Genomic DNA, 18,292 nt, shown 5'->3' with positions numbered 1-18,292 from the left:
TGCCAGTTTTCGCTGCGCTGTGTCCGGCCTTGCCGGTGCGCTTGATGACCGGATCGCTGTACCTCAAGCACGCCTACGCCTGTCCGACGAAGCGGTGTGCGAGCGCTGGCTGGAGAATCCGTACTGGCAGTTCTTCACCGGTGAGGTGGTGTTCCAGACGCGTCTACCGTGCGATGCCGGCCCGCTGACGCGCTGGCGTCAGCGCCTGGGCGAAGCCGGGCTGGAAGTGTAGGACAGCGTGCGCGAGCGCATTGCTGTCTGGCTGGAACGTGCGCAACGCCTATGCACGTAACGCCCCAAGGACAAGCACAAGCTGTATGCGTTGTGTGCCCCGGAGGTGGAATGCATCGGTAAAGGCAAAGCGCGTCGACCGTACGAGTTTGGCGTCTAGGGAAACTCTGAACAACTCCCCCTGATCCTGCGACAATCGCACAGAGGCACCAGGACGATGACGATGCAACTGACCTTCGGCGACGCGGANCAATACCCCGAAAACATGCCGAAAACGGCAAAAAACCGGGGGTTTGAGCGCCCTCAGCGCGGCGGATGTGGCGTGTTTCGTTTTCCGGCTGCGTTGATCAGACCATCCCTAGGGTGAGCATTGCGGTGACGGCCTGCAAGGGGTTGGTCGTGGGAGCGCGTAGCTTCCCCGGCAATCCGTACGACGGCGATAGACGACTGCCGGCTGCGGCGCTGCAGATTGAAGGGCGCCCAAGGCGATGCACTGCATGTGCTGGGCCGCGCCGCCGGCTTGGACCTGCGCTGGTTGATGCGCTGGATCGCGCTTTTGCGTGCCTGGATCCGTGCCATGTCGTGGCCATCCCTGGGCGCCGTGGATCGGTCACAGCTAGCAATTGGCGTCTGAAAAGGATTTTTCAGAGACGACAGAAAAACGTGGCGCGCAGTCGTCAGGCGGGTGCGGACGGCGCGGAGGAACCGGAGCGTACGAGTGGTACATGCCGATTCCGAGCGCCGGCCATGCCCGCCTGGCAGCTGCGCAGCAGTTCTTGTTGGCTGTTCCTATTGCGTGCCCGCGGCGTTCTGCGTGTCCTGCATCCACATCGCAACCGCGCGTGCATCCTCGCCCGGTTGTTGCGCCAGCGCCTGACTGACGCTGCGGCGATTGGCCGATGGGTGGTTCTGGCTCAGCTTGAAGGTGAGCTCGATACGGCGGGGCACGAAGCGGAAACCGACCAGGCCGCGCAACTGGCGCCGATGGCTGTCGCGTTCCATCTCGAATTGCCAGTCACTGCCGACGCGCTGCTCGAAGTGCTGGCTCATGCGGCCGATCAGATCGCCCAGGGCCTGCTCGTCTTCCACGCGGCAGCATTCGCCGTGCAGATGCGCAACGGCATAGTTCCAGGTCGGCACGCGCGCGGCCGCTTCCTTGTCCGGGTACCAGTTCGGCGACACATAGGCATGCGGCCCGTGCACCACGATCACTGCATCGCCCGACGCGCGCGCCTGCGGGTTGGGCCGCGCCCAATGACCTTCGATGGTGACGGCCTCGCCGTCGCGTCGGTACAGCACCGGCAGGTGCGAGATTGCCGGCACACCGTCCTCGCCCGGGCTGATCAGGGTGACGAATGCATCGCGCGCCAGCAGCCTGTCCAGCAGCGCCAGATCGGTCTGTGCAAAGGCGCGCGGTGCATACATCTCAGGCGCGGCCGCCCATGCTCACCACCATGCGTTCGCGCAGGCCGGTCTCGTCGTCGCCTCGCGGCGGCGCAATCTCGTGCAGCGAGAAGCCGCGGATCAACGCATCCTCTTCGTCCAGCCCGTCCAGCGCAACGAACTCCGCGTCGAACAGCGCGGCGCGCGCACTGTCTTCGCTGTCGTAGGCCAGCGTCTTGCCATCGCTGTCCAGCACCTCGGCGGTGCCGGCGGCCTTGATGCGCAAGCGCGCCCAGATCAGGGTGCGGCCGATGGTGGCCAGCCACCATTGGTCGCGATCGAAGTCGGTATCCGGTGCAGCAGTCGTCATGTCAGAACCCTGGAGAGCAGCCCGAGCAGGGCCGCCATGCCCAGGCCGAAAAAAATGGTCAGCAGCGAGAGCCAGGCGGGTGTGGCCAGACCAGACAGCGCACTGTCGCGATAGCTGCGGTAATGGCGCGCCAGCAACCAGCGCAATGCCACGGGGCTGATGAAAGCCGGGTCGCCGAAGCTGGCCAACGCCTCCGGATGCCGATCGCGCAGGTGCACCAGGGTCAGCGGCCAGAAGATCAGCAGCGCGGTCAAACCTGCGATGGCCAGGCCAACGAAGCACAGGGCAAAGAACAGAATCATGCCGCCGCCAGCATCAGGAAAAGTTTCGGGAATGCCGCGCCAATGACCAGCGCTGCAATGGTCCAGCGCAGCGGAGCCGTGGCATGCCGGGTTGCGGCACGTGCGGTACTGGTCTGCCAGCAGCGTTGTGGGTCGGGCTGGCGCGACGCCAGCCGCGCCAGCAACACGCTACGTATCGCTGTCAGACCGCCCATGATCGCCGCCAGCCCGACGGCCAGCGATTGAAGCATGGAGGCGGCGGCCGGCAGGTTCACCTCAGAATTCCGCGCTGCCCGGCGCGCGCGGGTAGGCGATGGCGTCGCGGATATTGCTCAGCCCGCACACGTACACCACCAGGCGCTCGAACCCTAAGCCGAAGCCGGCGTGCGGCACCGAGCCGTAGCGGCGGAAGTCGCGATACCAGCCGTAGTGCTCCTTGTCCAGGCCGAACTGCGCCATGCGCGCATCCAGCACGTCCAGGCGTTCTTCGCGCTGGCTGCCGCCGATGATCTCGCCGATGCCCGGCGCCAGCACGTCCATCGCCGCGACGGTCTTGCCGTCGTCGTTCAGGCGCATGTAGAACGCCTTGATGTGCTCGGGATAGTTCGTCACCACCACCGGGCGGCCGATGTGTTCCTCGGTGAGCCAGCGTTCGTGCTCGGTCTGCAGGTCCAGGCCCCATTCGACCGGGAAGTCGAACTTCTTGCCGGAGTTCTGCAGCAGCTTCACCGCATCGGTGTAGTCGATCTGCTCGAACGGCGCATTGATGAAGGCTTCCAGCTTGCTGATCGCGTTCTTGTCCACGCGCTCGGCCAGGAACGCCAGATCGTCGCCACGTTCGTCCAGCACCGCACGGAACAGGTACTTGAGGAACTGCTCGGCCAGGCGCGCATCTTCGGCCAGATCGGCAAAGGCGATCTCCGGCTCGATCATCCAGAACTCGGCCAGGTGGCGCGTGGTGTGGCTGTTCTCGGCGCGGAAGGTCGGGCCGAAAGTGTAGACCTTGCTCAGCGCCAGGCAGTAGGCCTCCACGTTGAGCTGTCCGGAGACGGTCAGGAAGGTTTCCTTGCCGAAGAAGTCGCGGCTGAAATCCACATTGCCGCCGGCATCGCGTGGCAGGTTGACCATGTCCAGCGTGGAGACCCGGAACATCTGCCCGGCGCCCTCGGCATCGGAAGTGGTGATGATCGGGGTGCTGATCCAGTTGAAGCCGTTCTGGTGGAAGAAGCGGTGCACCGCCTGCGCCAGACAGTTGCGGATACGCGTGACCGCGCCGAACAGATTGGTGCGCGGGCGCAGGTGCGCCACTTCGCGCAGGAATTCCGGCGTCATCGGCTTGGGCTGGATCGGGTAGGTCAGCGGGTCTTCGACCCAGCCGACGATCTCTACGCCGCTGGCCTGGATCTCGAACGACTGACCCTTGCCCTGCGACTTGACCAGCACGCCCTTGGCGATCAGCGAGCAGCCGCTGGTCAGTCGCTTGATCTCGTCGAAATTGGGCAGGGTGTCGTTGGCCACCACCTGGATCGGAGCAAAGCAGGAACCGTCGGTCACGTTGATGAAGGCCAGTCCGGCAGATCCGCGCAGCGTGCGCACCCACCCCCGTACCATGACTTCGCCGCCTTCGGGGAGTTTGCCCGCAAGCGCATGTTCAATGCTGACCACCGTCATGACTATTCCCCGCCGTTGCGACCTTGAATGACCTGCGAGTTTACTGGCTGCGACCGCGCCGGCGCGAGCATCTGAACGGGGTGCCGGCTGCTGCGCTTGTCGCAGGCGCACACCGCCCCCGTCTGTCGCAGACATCGCTGCTCAGCGTCCCGCCAGGTTGTTGCGGTCTCGCTATACTTGTCGCCACTGTCTTGGAGTGCCCTCATGGCCGTCAGCCTCACCCCCGCCGCGCTGGAGCGCGTGCAGCGTTTCGTGCAGCAGACCCCGGGTGCGTTGGGTCTGCGCTTTGGCGTGACCAAAACCGGGTGCTCCGGCTGGGGCCATATCGCCGACCTGGCGCGCGAGCAGCGCGACGACGATGCGGTGTTCGAGCAGGGCGGGGTGCAGATCTTCGTCGACCCGGTCAGCCTGCCCCTGGTCGATGGCACCTGCATCGACTTCGGCAAGCACGGCCTGAGCGAGACGTTCACCTTTCGCAATCCCAACGCGACCGCCGAGTGCGGTTGCGGCGAGAGCTTCACGACCGAAGCCGAGCATCGCTGAGCCGGCGGGCGCGCATTATCCCTTCTCCTACCGGGACATTGTCCCCCTCAGAAGTGACGCTGCGACTGCTTTGCCCGTATCCTCACCCCAACCCCCGGCCCGCGCTTGCGGCGCGGGCGCTCCAGGGCACACGCGCCAGTGGCGCCTAAGCCGTGCCCTCTCGCCCCGAGGGGGGGCTTCAAGCCCCTCACTGCTGCAGCCCAGTTGCGGCTAAACGCTTGAGCTGCCATACTTTCGCGCTTCCTGCCCGGGTCTCGGGTGGGATCCCTTGCTCCACCGGCCGCTTGCGCGGACTTGCCGGGGAGCTGTCCGGCCCACGTGGCCACATCCGAAAGGTAAAACAACATGAGTCGTCATTACGAAGTCGTGTTCCTGGTCCATCCGGACCAGAGCGAGCAGGTCCCGGCCATGATCGAGCGCTACAAGTCGCTGATCGAGGGCGGTAACGGCACCATCCACCGTCTGGAAGACTGGGGCCGTCGTCAGCTGGCCTACCCGATCCAGAACCTGGTGAAGGCGCACTACGTGCTGCTCAACATCGAAGTCGATCAGGCCGTGCTGAGCGAGCTGGTGGAAAGCTTCCGCTTCAACGACGCGGTGCTGCGTCATCTGGTCGTCAAGCGCGATGGCGCCGACACAGAGCAGTCACTGATCATGAAGAGCAAGGACGAGAAGGGCGACAAGCCTGAGCGTAGCGAGCGTCGTCGTCGTGACGATGAAGAGGGCGAAGCCCCCGCTGCCACCGATACCGACGGCGACAACGCCGAAGCCGCTTAAGGAGCGCTGTCATGTCCAAGTTCTTCCGTCGTCGCAAGTTTTGCAAGTTCACCGCCGAAGGTGTCAAGGAGATCGATTACAAGGATCTCAACACCCTGCGTCAGTACCTCACCGAGAACGGCAAGATCGTGCCGAGCCGCGTGACCGGTACCAAGTCAAAGTATCAGCGCCAGCTGGCCACGGCCGTCAAGCGCTCGCGTTTCCTGGCGCTGATTCCGTACACGGACAATCACGACGTTTAAGTCGTTGATGTGAGTCCCTCACAAGAGCCCGCACGGTTTTATGTGAGTCCCTCACAAGAGCCCGCACATCCATGTGCGGGTTATTTAAAGTATAGAGGCCGGTCATTCGAGATGCGGTGTCGATCGTGCTTTTACGATTCCCAAATCCCGATTCCCGAATCCCGTCTTTTCGGACAGCACCCGTTGCGCCAGCCCACGTGCCGGCGCTAACGAATAACGGAGTACCACCATGGATCTGATTCTTCTGCAGAAAGTGACCAACCTGGGCAACCTGGGTGACAAGGTCAGCGTCAAGCCGGGTTACGGCCGCAACTTCCTCGTGCCGCAGGGCAAGGCCGTGCCGGCCACCACTGCCAACGTCGAAGCGTTCGAAACCAAGCGCGCCGAGTACGAAGCCAAGGCCAACACCATCCTGGCCGACGCACAGGGCCGCGCCGCCAAGTTCGAAGGCGCCAGCGTCACCATCGGTGCGCATGCATCGACCGAAGGCAAGCTGTATGGCTCGGTCGGCCCGCGCGACATCGCCGAGGCATTCACCGCCGCCGGCCTGCCGCTGGAAAAGAGCGAAGTGATCCTGGGCGAAGGCGCATTCCGCAATGTCGGCGAGTACGACGTCGTGCTGCACCTGCACGCCGATGTGGAAACCTCGGTCAAGGTCATCGTCGAATCCGACGCCTGATCCGCATCATCAGGCGCAGCTGACCTAACGGAACAGTTCGCTTGCGGAACCATCGACGGGCGCCTCAGGGCGCCCGTTGTTCGTTTGGGGGCGGCATGCTGCGTAGCGATCAAGCGCTGCCGTTGCAGCGGGGGAGCTGCGTCCGATGAACCCTACGACGTGGCGCGGAATCACGGCGTGACATGCAGGGCCAGGCCGCATGCAGTTGTTCGATCTGCCCACCCGTGCCCGCCACGACACGTTCCAGCCGGCCGATCATCCCTTTCTGGCCGCTTCCGGTGCGGCCGAAGCGCCGATGGGCGGCGGTGACCGGGCACTGCGCGACGCGCTGCTGCGACATGCCGTGCCCGCGCCGGTGCAGTGTGTGCGTCTGGACCAGGCAGCAGGCGTTGTGGGGACATTCGCTGGCCGGCCTGTTCGTCCTGCACGCGCTGTATGCGGGCGACGGTTGGTTCACCGACTTTGTGGCGGCCAGTCCGTCGCTGTGCTGGGGGCAGTGCGCGCTGCTGGGCGAGCCCGAACGGTGTTTTCTTGCGCGTGGACTGCGCGGTGCCGCACGGCTGTGGCTGTGGCTGTGTCTGGGCGGTGCGGAACGGGCCTGGCAGCTTGCCGCGCGCCTGTCCGCGACGCCGGGGCTGGCAGTGCATTACCGCGAGTTTCCTGCGCTGCACCATGTGGCGGTGTTCCAGGCGGCGTTGCGCGCCGCCCTGCGGGAGGTGATCGGGCCCCGCGCTCGTGGCGAGGGCAAGCGCAGGGGCTGAATCGGCCCAGCCCGCCGGGACTGCCGCTGGCGGGCACGCCAATGTCCGCCGTGCCTGGCCCGCTATACTCGACGTCAATCGTTCGCTTGGCCCCTGCCGCTAGGCTGTTGTCTGCCAGCGCGGGCCTCTGCAACCCCGACCCGATGGCGCGCCCCGCGCCGTTGACCGAGATCCCTGTTTCCATGCGCCTGTCCACGATCAAGCTGTCCGGTTTCAAGTCGTTCGTCGATCCGACGACCTTGCACCTGCCCACCAACATGACCGGCATCGTCGGTCCCAATGGCTGCGGCAAGTCCAACATCATCGACGCGGTGCGTTGGGTGATGGGCGAGAGCTCGGCCAGCCGCCTGCGTGGCGATTCGCTGACCGACGTGATCTTTTCCGGCTCCTCGGCGCGCAAGCCGGTGTCGCAGGCGACGGTGGAGCTGATCTTCGACAACTCCGATCACACCATCTCCGGCGAGTTCGCCTCGTTCAACGAAATCTCGGTCAAGCGCCTGGTCAGCCGCGACGGCAACAGCGCCTATTACCTCAACGGCACCAAGTGCCGGCGCCGCGACATCACCGACCTGTTCCTGGGTACTGGCCTTGGGCCGCGCAGCTACTCGATCATCGAGCAGGGCATGATCAGCCAGATCATCGAAGCGCGCCCGGAAGATCTGCGCGTGTACCTGGAAGAAGCCGCCGGCATTTCCAAGTACAAGGAACGCCGCAAGGAAACCGAAACCCGCATCCGCCACACCCGCGAGAACCTCGACCGCCTGGGCGACCTGCGCGAGGAAATCACCAAGCAGCTGGCGCATCTGCAGCGCCAGGCGCGGCAGGCCGAGCAGTACCAGGCCTTGCAGGAAGAGCGCCGGATCAAGGACGCCGAGTGGAAGGCGCTGGAATACCGCGGCCTGGACGGGCAGCTGCAAGGCCTGCGCGAAAAATTGAATCAGGAAGAAACCCGCCTGCAGCAACTGATCGCCGAACAGCGCGATGCCGAGGCGCGCATCGAAACCGGGCGCGTGCGTCGCGAAGAGGCAGCCGATGCGGTGGCCAAGGCGCAGGCAGATGTCTATCAGGTGGGCAGCGCGCTGGCGCGTATCGAACAGCAGATCCAGCATCAGCGCGAACTCTCGCATCGCCTGCACAAGGCGCGCGACGAGGCCCACAGCCAGCTGCAGGAGCTGACCCAGCACATCAGCGGCGACTCGGCGAAGCTGCGCGTCCTACGCGAGGCCGTGGCCGATGCCGAACCGCAACTGGAGCAACTGCGCGAAGACCACGAATTCCGTCAGGAAGCGCTGCGCGAGGCCGAAGCGCGGTTGGCCGACTGGCAGCAGCGCTGGGAAACCCACAACCGCGACACCGGTGAAGCCTCGCGCGCCGGCGAAGTGGAGCGCACCCGCGTCGATTACCTGGACCGCCAGTCGCTGGAGGCCGAGCGCCGCCGCGAAGCGCTGGTCAATGAACGCGCCGGGCTGGATCTGGACGCGCTGGCCGAGGCGTTCGAGCAGATCGAGTTGCGCCACGAAACGCAAAAGACCTCGCTGGATGGATTGAACGAGCAGGTGGACGCGCGCAAGCACGCGCTGGCCGCGCTGCAGGACCAGCAACGCGCCAGCCAGGGCGAACTGGCCGAGGTACGCAAGCAGGCGCAGGCCGTACGCGGCCGGCTGTCCTCGCTGGAAACCCTGCAGCAGGCCGCACTCGGCCAGGAGCAGGGCGCGGCAGTGGCATGGTTGACCTCGCGTGGGCTGGATTCGGCGGTGCGCGTGGGCGAACGCATCACGGTGGAAAGCGGCTGGGAAAATACCGTCGAAAGCGCGCTGGGGCAGTTGATCGAAGGCGTGCTGGTGGAGGCGCCCGAGCAACTGGTCGATGCGCTGGGCGAGTTGGGAGAGGGCCGTATTGCGCTGGTGTCCCGTGCCACCGACAGCGCGAGCTTCGCGCCGACCTCGCTGGCTGCCAAGGTGCAGGGGCCGATCGCGATCCGCCGCCTGCTGGCGCGGCTGCACACCGCCGAGGACCTGGACGCTGCACGTGCATTGCAACCCAGTCTGCCCGAAGGCGACTCGGTCATTACCCGCAATGGCGAACGCCTGGGCGAAGGCTGGGTGCGCGTGTCGCGCTCGGGCGCGGCCAAGCAAGGCGCGCTGCTGCGCGAGCGCGAAATCCAGCAGCTGCGCACTCAGATCGAAACCCTGCAGGAGCGCGAGGCCGATCTCGAACACCGGCTTGCAGGCTTCCGCGAGCAGTCGCTGGCGGCCGAGCAGCAGCGCGAAGATGCGCAGCGCCAGCTGTACATGGCCCACCGCAGCGTCTCCGAACTGGCCGGCCAGTTGCAGAGTCAGCAGGGCAAGGTCGATGCGGCGCGTACGCGCATCGAGCGCATCGAAACCGAGTTGTCGCAGCTGCTGGAAACCCTGGACACCAGCCGCGAACAAGCCCGCGAGGCACGTGCGAAACTCGAAGACGCAGTCACCCTGATGGGCGATCTGCAGGGCACACGGCAGGCGCTGGAAAACGAGCGCCGCCAGCTCACCGATGCACGCGATCAGGCGCGCGATGCCGCGCGCGGCGTGCGCGATGCGATGCATGCGCTGGCGCTGACGCTGGAATCGCAGCGCACCCAGATCACCTCGCTCAGCCAGACCCTGGAGCGCATGGACAGCCAGCGCGGCCAGCTGGATACGCGCCTGGAAGACCTGTTGGCCCAGCTCAGCGAAGGCGATTCCCCGGTAGAGACGCTGGAACACGAACACCAGGCCGCCCTGAGCGAGCGTGTGCGCACCGAGCGCGTGCTCGGCGAAACGCGCACGCTGCTGGACAGCATCGATGGCGAGCTGCGCAGCTTCGAGCAAACCCGCCAGCAGCGCGACGAACAGGCACTGGCGCAGCGCGAGCGCATCAACCAGCGCAAGCTCGATCAACAGGCGCTGGTGCTCAACGCCGAGCAGCTCTCCGCTGCCGTGGTCAAGGCCGGCTTCGTGCTTGAGGACGTGGTCAACGGCCTGCCCGAGGCGGCCAATGCCGCCGAGTGGGAAGCGGCGGTGAACCAGATCGACGGCCGCATGCGTCGCCTGGAGCCGGTGAACCTGGCCGCGATCCAAGAGTACGGCGAGGCCGCGCAACGCTCCGAATACCTGGATGCGCAGAACCTGGACCTCAACACCGCGCTGGAAACGCTGGAGGAAGCCATCCGCAAGATCGACCGCGAAACCCGCGGCCGCTTCAAGGACACCTTCGACCGCGTCAATTCCGGCGTGCAGGCGCTGTATCCGCGCCTGTTCGGCGGCGGTCACGCATACCTGGAACTCACCGGCGAGGACCTGCTCGATACCGGCGTGACCATCATGGCGCGCCCGCCCGGCAAGCGCGTGTCCAGCATCTCGCTGCTGTCCGGTGGCGAGAAGGCGATGACCGCCGTGGCGCTGGTGTTTGCGATCTTCCAGCTCAATCCGGCGCCGTTCTGCCTGCTGGACGAGGTGGACGCGCCGCTGGACGAAGCCAATGTCGGCCGCCTGGCCAATATGGTGCGCGAGATGAGCGAGAAGGTGCAGTTCCTGTTCGTCAGCCATAACAAGGCCACAATGGAAGCCGCGCGTCAGTTGTCCGGCGTGACCATGCGCGAGCCGGGCGTCAGCCGCCTGGTCAGCGTGGACCTGGAAGAGGCCGCCCGTTTGGCGGGTGCGGCATGACGTGCCATGCTTGTCGGAATGACGACACCTGTTACTTTGATGCGGAGGCACGCTGAATGTCCGATATGGCCATGATCCGGATCGGAATTCTGATCGCGGGAGTGCTGCTGGTCGCTGCAATTTTTCTGTTCGGCCGCCCGAAGAAAGCGCCCCAGGGACGGCGCGTCGACAAGGACGAGAGCCAACCGCGCGAACGCCGCGAGCCGGTGATTTCCGGCGATGCGGGGATTGACGCAGACGCGCTCGAGCGCAGCCAAGGCGGCGCCGAACAGAGCGAGCTCGACCTGGATGAGCGGGATGCGGCCGGCGGCAACGACGTTGGCAAGCGCCCGAATCAGGATTTCGACAAGATCGTGTCGCTGTTCGTGGCGGCCAAGGCCGGCCAGATCCTGCGTGGCGAAGATGTGGTGGTTGCCGCGGAAAAGACCGGCCTGGTGTTCGGCCACATGAATGTGTTCCACCGCCTGGTGGAAGGGCACCCGGAACGCGGGCCGATCTTCAGCATGGCCAGCATCCTCAAGCCGGGCAGTTTCGACATGGCCAATATCCGCGAGATGCAGACGCCGGCGATCGCCTTCTTCCTGACCTTGCCGGCGCCGATGACCGCGCTCGATGCCTGGGAAAAGATGCTGCCCACCGTGCAGCGCATGGCCGAATTGCTGGATGGCGTGGTGCTGGACGACAGCCGCAATGCGCTGGGCAGGCAGCGGGTGGCGCATATCCGCGACGAATTGCGCGCCTACGACCGCCAGCACCAGGCACCGCCGCTGACCAAATCGCCGCGCTGGTGAGTCGCGCCGCATGCTGAGCCTGCAGGGCATGTTGGCGGTGGCGTTGCTGTTGGTGCTGTGGGCGATCCTGGCAATGCCGTTGTTGTGGATCGTTACCAGGGTCGCCGCGCGCCTGCGCAAGCGCCCGCGTAACTCGCCCTGGGTTGTGGGCGGCTTTGCGCTCGCGATCACCGCACTGGTCGCGCCGGTGCCAACGCCATTCATCAGCGTAATCATGCCGCACGCGATCGCGCTGTTCGATTCCCGCTATTACACGCATCTCTTGCACGGCACGCCGATGCTGCGCGAGCTGCTGCTATGGAATGCCGGCTCGATGCTGCTGACGTTTGTGATCAGCTACCTGTGGATCCGGCGCACGCTGCGCGCTAAACCCCCTCTCCGTGCGGGGCGAGAAGGCATGGCTCCCGCGCCGTAGGCGCGCGGGCCTTGGAGCGCCCGCGCCGCAAGCGCGGGCCGGGGTGCGGAGCAGGGGTGCGGGGCGTGGCAGCGGAGCAGTCGGTGATTCAATTCTGACGGCGCGTGGCGACGCGTTCGCCATGACAGACGCTGGCAGATTCCCGAGGCGCCCCCTCATCCGCCCCTTGCGGGGCACCTTCTCCCCCATGAAGGAGGACAATGTCCCGAGGGGAGAAGGGATAAGTGCTTCGCTTCACTGAGCGATTAGCGTTTGGCTTTGGCGAACGCCTCGCGGAAGCGCAGCATCTCCGCCTCGGTGCCCACGGTCACGCGCACGCGCTTGGGCCAGATCGGCCAGCTGCGTCCCACGATGACGCCCTGCTTCTGCATCGAGTCGGCGAACGCCTTGGCATCGCGCTTGATGTCCACCACAAAGCAGTTGGCCTGCGACGGCAGGCAGGTGTAGCCCTTGCCCTTGAGCCAGGCGATGGTGTCCTCACGCACGCGCGCGTTCTCGGCGCGCCGGGTCTGCACCAGCAATGGGTCGCGCAGGCTGGCGATGCCGGCCGCCATGGCGGGCACCGGCAGCGGGTTGCCGCCCAGGGTGGCGAGCTTGCTCAGCAGGCCCGGAGCGGCGATGGCCGCGCCCAGGCGCAGGCCCGCCATGCCGTACAGCTTGGAAAATGTACGCAGCACGATCAGGTCCTGGCGCTGGCGCACCAGATCCACCACCGAGGTCTGGTTGCTGTACTGGATATAGGCCTCGTCGACCACCAACACGGCGCCGGCCGGTTTGTTGGCCAACAGCCATTCGATGTCCGCACGCGGAGTTATCGAACCGGTGGGATTGTTGGGGTTGCACACGTAGATCAGGCCGGCGGTCGGATCGGCCTTGGCCATTGCCTTGACGTCGTGCGCGCCATCGGCACGCAAGGGCACACGGCGCACCGGTGCGCCATGCGCGGTGGCGACATCGGCCAGCGCTTCGAAGGTCGGGTCGGCAATGATCAGGCCTGCGCGTGGCGAGGTGAACAGCGAACCGGTGCGGTTCAACGGGTCGCTGGAGCCTGGGAAGAACGCCATGTGATCGTTCGGCAGCTGCAGTTCGCCGGCCATCAGGTTGCGCAGATCCTGCTCCATCTCGAACTGATAACGGCCAGCACGCGCCAGCGATCGCGTTGCTGCGTCCAGGGCGGCGGGCGAGGGGCCGAGCGGATGTTCGTTGTAGTTGAGGTACACCGTGCCGGCGGCCGGGGCGACGCCGGGGGTGGCAGGCGCGACTGCACGTTTGCGGGCCCCCTCAACCGGCGAGATCAGGCCCAGTGCGGACACCGCCACGCCCGATGTGGCGAGGCTGAGAAACGAACGGCGCGAGACGGGCAACGACACGGGCGAGCTCCACACAGACAGGGCAAAGAGAGCGCCACGCTAGCGGGTTTGGGGCGCTCTGCCTATCGGGAAATCATCTGTCCACCCGGCATTTCCGGCAATGGCAGGCGAGTCGGGCTGCTTGGCAGCGGCGAATCGAGCGTGGCTCCCGTCGGCAATTTGCCATGCCTAGGCCGGTCGTACTGGTGGAGGCAGCTGCAGAGGGGGCTGCTGGTCGGCGAGCAGTCATTGCCATTCCAGTCAGTCGGCACCGACAGGCTTCGGGGCGCCGCGCGCCGCCGCCGCTTGTGCACCGGCATGGCCCGTTAGAATGAGCGGCCCAGAGTCAGCCCAGCGAACAGTATGACTGTCAGCCCGGATCCCGCGCAGCGCATCGAGGCCTTGCGTCGTCGCATCGACGACGCGAACTACCGCTATCACGTGCTCGACGAGCCGCAGATGGCCGACGTGGATTACGACCGCCTGATGCGCGAGCTGGAGACGCTGGAGGCCGAGCACCCGGCGCTGGCCAGCGCGGATTCGCCGACTCAGCGCGTGGGCTACCTGGCCGCCTCGCGCTTTGCCGAAGTGCGGCACGCCCTGCCGATGTTGTCGTTGGGCAATGCCTTCAGCGATGAGGAAGTGAGCGAGTTCGTCCGCCGCATCAGCGAACGGTTGGAGATCAGGCAACCGCTGTTCTGCGCCGAGCCCAAGCTCGATGGCCTGGCCATCAGCCTGCGTTACGAAGACGGCGAATTCGTGCAGGGTGCTACCCGCGGCGACGGTGCGACCGGTGAGGATGTCAGCGCCAATCTGCGCACGGTCAAGGCGATCCCGCTGCGCCTGCGCGGGCAGGGCTGGCCGGAGGTGCTGGAGGTGCGCGGCGAGGTCTACATGCCGCGTGCGGCCTTCGAGGCCTACAACGCGCAGATGCGCGCACAGGGTGGCAAGGTGCTGGCCAATCCGCGCAATGGTGCGGCCGGTTCGCTGCGGCAGCTGGATGCGCGCATCACCGCGCAGCGTCCGTTGAGTTTCTTTGCGTACGGCATTGGCCAGGTGAGCGGAGGCGTATTGCCGCACACCCATTCTGCCATCCTGGCACAGCTGCGCGCATGGGGATTCCCGGTCAGCGCGCTGGTCGAGGTGGTGCAGGGCAGCGAAGGCCTGTTGGCGTATTACCAGCGCGTCGGCGCCGCGCGCGACGGGCTGGCCTTCGATATCGACGGGGTGGTCTACAAGCTGGACGATCTGGCCGGCCAGCGCGAAATGGGCTTTGTCTCGCGTGCGCCGCGCTGGGCGATTGCGCACAAGTTCCCGGCGCAGGAGCAGTCCACCACGGTGGAGGCGATCGAGATCCAGATCGGCCGTACCGGTGCGGCCACGCCGGTGGCGCGGCTGAAGCCGGTGCATGTGGCCGGCGTGATCGTCACCAATGCGACCTTGCACAACGCCGACCAGATCGCGCGGCTGGATGTGCGCGTGGGCGACACGGTGATCGTGCGGCGCGCCGGCGATGTGATTCCCGAGGTGGCCGGCGTGGTCGCCGAGCAACGCCCGGCAGGCACGCAGCAATGGCGCATGCCTACCCAATGCCCGGTGTGCGGGTCGGAGATCGTGCGCGAGGAGGGCCAGGCAGTGTGGCGCTGTTCCGGCGAGTTGACCTGCCCGGCGCAGCGCAAGGAAGCGTTCCGGCATTTCGTCTCGCGGCGTGCGATGGATGTCGACGGCCTGGGCGAGAAATTCATCGAGGTGCTGGTGGACAGCGGCCTGGTGCAGGGCGTGGCCGATCTGTATCTGCTCAACGTGGATCAGCTGCTGCAGTTGCGCCTGATCAGCAGCGCCGACAGCCCGCATGGCTTCCTGCGCGAGGCGCGCGAGCATTTGGCTGAGAGCAAGTACCGCGAGCTGGAAGGTTTGATCGGGCTGCAGGGCGTAGATGTGGCGAACGCGGATGCGGCTGCACCTGAAAACTGGCAGGCCAATATCTTGCGTTTGCAGTTCAAGGGCTTCGACTGGAACCGCCGCAAGATCGCCACCAAATGGGCCGAGAACCTGATCGAGGCGATCGAAAAATCGCGCGATACCACGCTGGAGCGCTTCCTGTTCGCACTCGGCATCGAGCATGTGGGCGAAAGCACCGCCAAGGCCTTGTCGGCCTGGTTCGGCGACCTTGAACTCATTCGCCATCTGCCATGGCCGCTGTTCAAGCGCGTGCCGGACATCGGCGGCGAAGTGGCGCGTTCGCTCGGGCATTTCTTCGATCAGCCGGGCAATCAGCAGGCCATTGACGATTTGCTGCAGCGTGGCGTGCGCATCGGCGATGCGCATCCGCCATCGCCCAAGCTGCGCGAGGCGCTGAGTTTTGCCAGCGTGCTGGAAGACATGGATATTCCCAAGGTGACGCCGGTGCGTGCGCAGCAGCTCGCCGCTGCAGCGGAGTCGTTCGCTGCATTGCGCACGGCCGGCGCCGATGCCTTGCAACAGGCCGGCGTGCCGGCGGCGGTGGTCGCTGCGCTGCTGCAATGGCTGGATCGCCCGGAAAACACCGCCCTGGCCAGCGCCGCGCAGCAGGCGATGGACACCGTGCTGGCGCGTCTGCCGGACGCTGCCACAGTGCAGGCCGGTCCGTTGGATGGCCAGACCGTGGTGATCACCGGCACGTTGGCGGCATTGACCCGCGACGCGGCCAAACAGCGTCTGGAAGCCCTGGGTGCCAAGGTCGCCGGCAGCGTGTCGAAGAAGACTGCGTTCCTGGTGGCGGGCGAGGAGGCCGGCTCCAAGCTCGACAAGGCCCAGTCGCTGGGCGTGGAGATCTGGGACGAGGCACGTCTGCTGGCCTTCCTGGGCGAGCACGGGCAGCAGCCGTGACCGCTGCGCCGCTGGACCTGGCCGCGTTGCAGTTAAGGGCGCGGCTCAATGCCACGATCCGCGACTTCTTCGCCGAGCGCGGCGTCATCGAAGTGGAAACGCCGGTGCTGTCGCAGGCCGGCAACACCGAGCCGAACATCGAAAGCTTCAGCACCCGCTTCAGCGGGCACGTGGATGCCGGCGCACCGGTGCGCTGGTTGCGCACCTCGCCGGAGTACCCGCTCAAACGCCTGCTCGCCGCGGGCCTGGGCGATTGCTATGAGCTGGGGCGGGTGTTCCGCAACGGCGAAGCCGGTGGCCGCCACAATCCCGAATTCAGCATGCTCGAGTGGTATCGGGTGGGCTGGGAGGACCGGGCGCTGGCGCAGGAGACCATCGCGCTGGTGCAGCGTGCGCTGGCCCTGGTCGACCGCGAAGCCACCGTGCAGGTGCTGAGCTATCGCGAGCTGTTCGTCCAGCGGCTGGGCGTCGATCCGTTGCTGGACCCGATCCGGGCGCTGCGTGCGCCATTGCAGGCGATCGCCATCGATCCGCAGGGGCTCACGCGCGACGATTGGCTGGACCTGCTGATGACCCACTGCCTGCAGCCCGGCTTTGCCGCCGATACGGTGACCGTGGTGCACGACTGGCCAGCCAGCCAATGCGCGCTGGCGCGGATCCGCCACGACGATCCGCCGGTGGCCGAGCGCTTCGAGCTGTATCTGGGTGCCTGCGAGGTGGCCAACGGCTACCACGAGTTGAACGATGCGCACGAACAGCGTGCGCGTTTCCAGCGCGACAACGCCGTGCGTGCTGCGCGTGGACTGCCGCAGCTGCCGCTGGACGAATCGTTGCTGTCGATGTTGCCGCAACTGCCCGATTGCGCCGGCGTGGCGGTGGGCGTGGATCGGTTGTTGATGGCCATGCGCGGCACCACGCAGATTGCCGATGTGCTGGCCTTCGAGTTCGCCTGCGCCTGAGTCGCGCTGGCAGCGCGGCCAGCGCGAACGCTCATGCTGCGAACTGTGCCGCAGGGGCAACGCCGCGCCGGAACCTGCGCGCCCGCAGCGCAATGGCTGCCTCGCGCCAATACCGCAATGGGCACGTCGCCATGCGGCAGGCCGGCCACGCCGGGTTGCCATGGCCTTGTCATGCCCGCCGTATTGCTATCTTCACATCGATGGTGCTCTCATCTTCACGTCCACGCGGGCGCGACGTACATCGTTTCGGGGTGAGGATTGTTGGCATGAAGTGGCTGATCAGCTTATGCGGTGTGTGGTGCTTGCCACTGCTGATGCATGCCGACGCACGCGCTGCCGATCGCGGCTCCGGCGTGGTGCGCTGCGAGTCCAAGGACATGGCGCGCGTGCATTGCCCGATGGAAGTGGCCAGCGGCGTGCAGCTGGTGCGCCAGCTGTCCGAGACCAGCTGCATCCGTGGCAGCGAGTGGGATGTCGACCGCGAGGGCGTGTGGGTGGAGCAGGGCTGCCGCGCCGAATTCGCCAGCAGCGCGCCCACGGCCAGCGTGATGCGCCGGGTGGTGCGCTGCGATTCCAATGGCGGCAAGGTGGTGTGCCCGGTGGTCCTGCGTGACGCGCCGGTGCGGCTGCTGCGCCAGCGCTCGATGTGGCCATGCAAGGAAGGCCGCACATGGGGAACGCGCCGTAACGAGATCTGGGTGTTGCGTGGCTGCGACGGCGAATTCGAGGTCGGTGCCGAAGACGGCAGCGGCTTCGTGGCGATGCCGCGCATGGTCACCTGCGAATCGAAGAAGAGCGCGCGGCGCACTTGCGGGGTGTCGGTGGAACGTGACGTGCGAATGGGCCGGCAGATGTCCAAAACCCCGTGCGTGGAAGGCCAGACCTGGGGCTGGAGCCGCGATGGAGTGTGGGTCAACGACGGTTGCCGCGCCGAATTCATCGTCGACTGAGCGACTGACAGGGCTGCTGCGCTACTAGGCGTCGGTCTATTGCTGGGCGGAGGATTTAGGTCTTCGCCGCGAGGCGGTTGCTCTGCGGTTTTGGCTGCACGGCCCGTACCCGCCCACCATCGCAGGACACGCCGTGAATACGTCCCTGGAGGCTCTGGCGCGGCATCCGTGCCGTTCGAGGTCCCGCGACGGGGGGCGGGCAAGGACCAGTCGAGACGGTCGGCGTGCGTGGTTTTCAACAAGCACCCGACAAGCCGCGACGCGCTCCCCGCTCTTCAACAAAACCACCAGCCAACTGTCTGGCGGTGTCCTCGCCGATTGCGGGACCCTTGGCGG

At 66.2% G+C, this 18,292-nt stretch carries 17 protein-coding genes, 1 other RNA gene and 3 pseudogenes; 14 read left to right on the top strand and 7 right to left on the bottom strand.

What is annotated here, in order from left to right; translation table 11 throughout:
• Window positions 1–23: 23 nt before the first annotated feature.
• From XCSCFBP4642_RS30990 to XCSCFBP4642_RS30870, 3 pseudogenes are all read left to right on the top strand, one after another.
• A pseudogene (locus tag XCSCFBP4642_RS30990) lies at window positions 24–226 on the top strand (transposase); the annotation flags it as partial.
• Window positions 227–292: 66 nt separating this feature from the next.
• Window positions 293–388: pseudogene (locus XCSCFBP4642_RS30985) on the top strand (IS5/IS1182 family transposase); the annotation flags it as partial.
• 203 nt (window positions 389–591) lie between these two features.
• Window positions 592–865 (top strand): annotated as a pseudogene (locus XCSCFBP4642_RS30870) (hypothetical protein); the annotation flags it as partial.
• An 18-nt stretch (window positions 866–883) separates the two neighbouring features.
• Here the strand turns inward: XCSCFBP4642_RS30870 and XCSCFBP4642_RS27485 are convergent.
• The 6 genes from XCSCFBP4642_RS27485 to asnS form a co-directional block, all read right to left on the bottom strand.
• Window positions 884–958: non-coding RNA, sX9 sRNA (locus XCSCFBP4642_RS27485), on the bottom strand.
• 62 nt (window positions 959–1,020) lie between these two features.
• Window positions 1,021–1,656 carry an FMN-binding negative transcriptional regulator gene (locus XCSCFBP4642_RS0117485; RefSeq protein ID WP_029220915.1) on the bottom strand — a complete coding sequence of 212 codons (636 nt, stop codon included), beginning with the start codon at window positions 1,654–1,656 and terminating at the stop codon, window positions 1,021–1,023.
• A gap of 1 nt (window position 1,657) precedes the next feature.
• The gene (locus XCSCFBP4642_RS0117480; protein ID WP_029220914.1) at window positions 1,658–1,984 is read right to left on the bottom strand and encodes a hypothetical protein; all 327 of its coding nucleotides are present in this window, start codon (window positions 1,982–1,984) and stop codon (window positions 1,658–1,660) included.
• Window positions 1,981–2,286, bottom strand: coding sequence for a hypothetical protein (locus XCSCFBP4642_RS0117475; protein ID WP_029220913.1), 306 nt, complete (start codon window positions 2,284–2,286; stop codon window positions 1,981–1,983). The genes XCSCFBP4642_RS0117480 and XCSCFBP4642_RS0117475 overlap by 4 nt, the downstream gene beginning before the upstream one ends.
• Window positions 2,283–2,540, bottom strand: a complete 258-nt coding sequence (locus XCSCFBP4642_RS0117470; RefSeq protein ID WP_029220912.1) for a hypothetical protein — start codon at window positions 2,538–2,540, stop codon at window positions 2,283–2,285. Before XCSCFBP4642_RS0117470 ends, XCSCFBP4642_RS0117475 begins: the two co-directional genes overlap by 4 nt.
• 1 nt (window position 2,541) lies before the next feature.
• On the bottom strand, window positions 2,542–3,936 hold the full coding sequence (asnS, locus tag XCSCFBP4642_RS0117465; protein WP_029220911.1) for an asparagine--tRNA ligase: 1,395 nt from the start codon (window positions 3,934–3,936) through the stop codon (window positions 2,542–2,544).
• Window positions 3,937–4,140: 204 nt separating this feature from the next.
• Here asnS and XCSCFBP4642_RS0117460 point away from each other — a divergent pair, with 204 nt between their 5' ends.
• The 8 genes from XCSCFBP4642_RS0117460 (at window position 4,141) to XCSCFBP4642_RS0117420 (ending at window position 11,830) form a co-directional block, all read left to right on the top strand.
• A complete protein-coding gene (locus tag XCSCFBP4642_RS0117460; RefSeq protein ID WP_029220910.1) occupies window positions 4,141–4,479 on the top strand; it encodes a HesB/IscA family protein in 339 nt (112 codons plus the stop codon).
• Between the two features lie 345 nt (window positions 4,480–4,824).
• Entirely contained in the window at window positions 4,825–5,256 is a 432-nt protein-coding gene (rpsF, locus tag XCSCFBP4642_RS0117450; RefSeq protein WP_029220909.1) for a 30S ribosomal protein S6, read from the top strand.
• 11 nt (window positions 5,257–5,267) lie between these two features.
• The gene (rpsR, locus tag XCSCFBP4642_RS0117445; RefSeq protein WP_005991243.1) at window positions 5,268–5,498 is read left to right on the top strand and encodes a 30S ribosomal protein S18; all 231 of its coding nucleotides are present in this window, start codon (window positions 5,268–5,270) and stop codon (window positions 5,496–5,498) included.
• 229 nt (window positions 5,499–5,727) lie between these two features.
• On the top strand, window positions 5,728–6,177 hold the full coding sequence (rplI, locus tag XCSCFBP4642_RS0117440; RefSeq protein ID WP_029220908.1) for a 50S ribosomal protein L9: 450 nt from the start codon (window positions 5,728–5,730) through the stop codon (window positions 6,175–6,177).
• 389 nt (window positions 6,178–6,566) lie between these two features.
• A complete protein-coding gene (locus XCSCFBP4642_RS25180) occupies window positions 6,567–6,938 on the top strand; it encodes an alpha/beta hydrolase (RefSeq protein ID WP_200859708.1) in 372 nt (123 codons plus the stop codon).
• Between the two features lie 182 nt (window positions 6,939–7,120).
• Entirely contained in the window at window positions 7,121–10,624 is a 3,504-nt protein-coding gene (smc, locus tag XCSCFBP4642_RS0117430; RefSeq protein WP_029220907.1) for a chromosome segregation protein SMC, read from the top strand.
• A 56-nt stretch (window positions 10,625–10,680) separates the two neighbouring features.
• Entirely contained in the window at window positions 10,681–11,415 is a 735-nt protein-coding gene (gene zipA, locus XCSCFBP4642_RS0117425; protein ID WP_029220906.1) for a cell division protein ZipA, read from the top strand.
• Window positions 11,416–11,425: 10 nt separating this feature from the next.
• Window positions 11,426–11,830 (top strand): hypothetical protein, encoded by a 405-nt coding sequence (locus tag XCSCFBP4642_RS0117420; protein WP_029220905.1) that lies wholly within the window; start codon window positions 11,426–11,428, stop codon window positions 11,828–11,830.
• Between the two features lie 245 nt (window positions 11,831–12,075).
• On the opposite strand, the gene XCSCFBP4642_RS0117415 is transcribed toward XCSCFBP4642_RS0117420, so the two are convergent.
• On the bottom strand, window positions 12,076–13,200 hold the full coding sequence (locus tag XCSCFBP4642_RS0117415) for a pyridoxal phosphate-dependent aminotransferase (RefSeq protein ID WP_029220904.1): 1,125 nt from the start codon (window positions 13,198–13,200) through the stop codon (window positions 12,076–12,078).
• 342 nt (window positions 13,201–13,542) lie between these two features.
• Between XCSCFBP4642_RS0117415 and ligA the strand changes: the two genes are divergently transcribed.
• The 3 genes from ligA (at window position 13,543) to XCSCFBP4642_RS0117400 (ending at window position 17,956) form a co-directional block, all read left to right on the top strand.
• A complete protein-coding gene (gene ligA / locus XCSCFBP4642_RS0117410; protein ID WP_029220903.1) occupies window positions 13,543–16,047 on the top strand; it encodes an NAD-dependent DNA ligase LigA in 2,505 nt (834 codons plus the stop codon).
• Window positions 16,044–17,006: an EF-P lysine aminoacylase EpmA gene (gene epmA / locus XCSCFBP4642_RS0117405; protein ID WP_029220902.1), complete on the top strand. Its 963-nt coding sequence runs from the start codon at window positions 16,044–16,046 to the stop codon at window positions 17,004–17,006. Before ligA ends, epmA begins: the two co-directional genes overlap by 4 nt.
• 266 nt (window positions 17,007–17,272) lie before the next feature.
• Window positions 17,273–17,956 (top strand): DUF3011 domain-containing protein, encoded by a 684-nt coding sequence (locus XCSCFBP4642_RS0117400; protein ID WP_029220901.1) that lies wholly within the window; start codon window positions 17,273–17,275, stop codon window positions 17,954–17,956.
• The last annotated feature ends 336 nt before the right edge of the window (window positions 17,957–18,292 follow it).

Source organism: Xanthomonas cassavae CFBP 4642, assembly GCF_000454545.1.
GTDB lineage: Bacteria > Pseudomonadota > Gammaproteobacteria > Xanthomonadales > Xanthomonadaceae > Xanthomonas > Xanthomonas cassavae.
Note: the sequence above shows the minus strand (reverse complement) of the source record. Positions and strands in the feature narration are given on the sequence as shown.

Excerpts from the sequence above, each read along its gene's own strand:
- XCSCFBP4642_RS0117485 (WP_029220915.1), bottom strand. The coding sequence starts at position 1,656 with ATGTATGCACCGCGCGCCTTTGCACAGACCGATCTGGCGCTGCTGGAC.
- XCSCFBP4642_RS0117480 (WP_029220914.1), bottom strand. The coding sequence starts at position 1,984 with ATGACGACTGCTGCACCGGATACCGACTTCGATCGCGACCAATGGTGG.
- XCSCFBP4642_RS0117475 (WP_029220913.1), bottom strand. The coding sequence starts at position 2,286 with ATGATTCTGTTCTTTGCCCTGTGCTTCGTTGGCCTGGCCATCGCAGGT.
- asnS (WP_029220911.1), bottom strand. The coding sequence starts at position 3,936 with ATGACGGTGGTCAGCATTGAACATGCGCTTGCGGGCAAACTCCCCGAA.
- XCSCFBP4642_RS0117460 (WP_029220910.1), top strand. The coding sequence starts at position 4,141 with ATGGCCGTCAGCCTCACCCCCGCCGCGCTGGAGCGCGTGCAGCGTTTC.
- rpsF (WP_029220909.1), top strand. The coding sequence starts at position 4,825 with ATGAGTCGTCATTACGAAGTCGTGTTCCTGGTCCATCCGGACCAGAGC.
- rpsR (WP_005991243.1), top strand. The coding sequence starts at position 5,268 with ATGTCCAAGTTCTTCCGTCGTCGCAAGTTTTGCAAGTTCACCGCCGAA.
- rplI (WP_029220908.1), top strand. The coding sequence starts at position 5,728 with ATGGATCTGATTCTTCTGCAGAAAGTGACCAACCTGGGCAACCTGGGT.
- smc (WP_029220907.1), top strand. The coding sequence starts at position 7,121 with ATGCGCCTGTCCACGATCAAGCTGTCCGGTTTCAAGTCGTTCGTCGAT.
- zipA (WP_029220906.1), top strand. The coding sequence starts at position 10,681 with ATGTCCGATATGGCCATGATCCGGATCGGAATTCTGATCGCGGGAGTG.
- XCSCFBP4642_RS0117420 (WP_029220905.1), top strand. The coding sequence starts at position 11,426 with ATGCTGAGCCTGCAGGGCATGTTGGCGGTGGCGTTGCTGTTGGTGCTG.
- ligA (WP_029220903.1), top strand. The coding sequence starts at position 13,543 with ATGACTGTCAGCCCGGATCCCGCGCAGCGCATCGAGGCCTTGCGTCGT.
- XCSCFBP4642_RS0117400 (WP_029220901.1), top strand. The coding sequence starts at position 17,273 with ATGAAGTGGCTGATCAGCTTATGCGGTGTGTGGTGCTTGCCACTGCTG.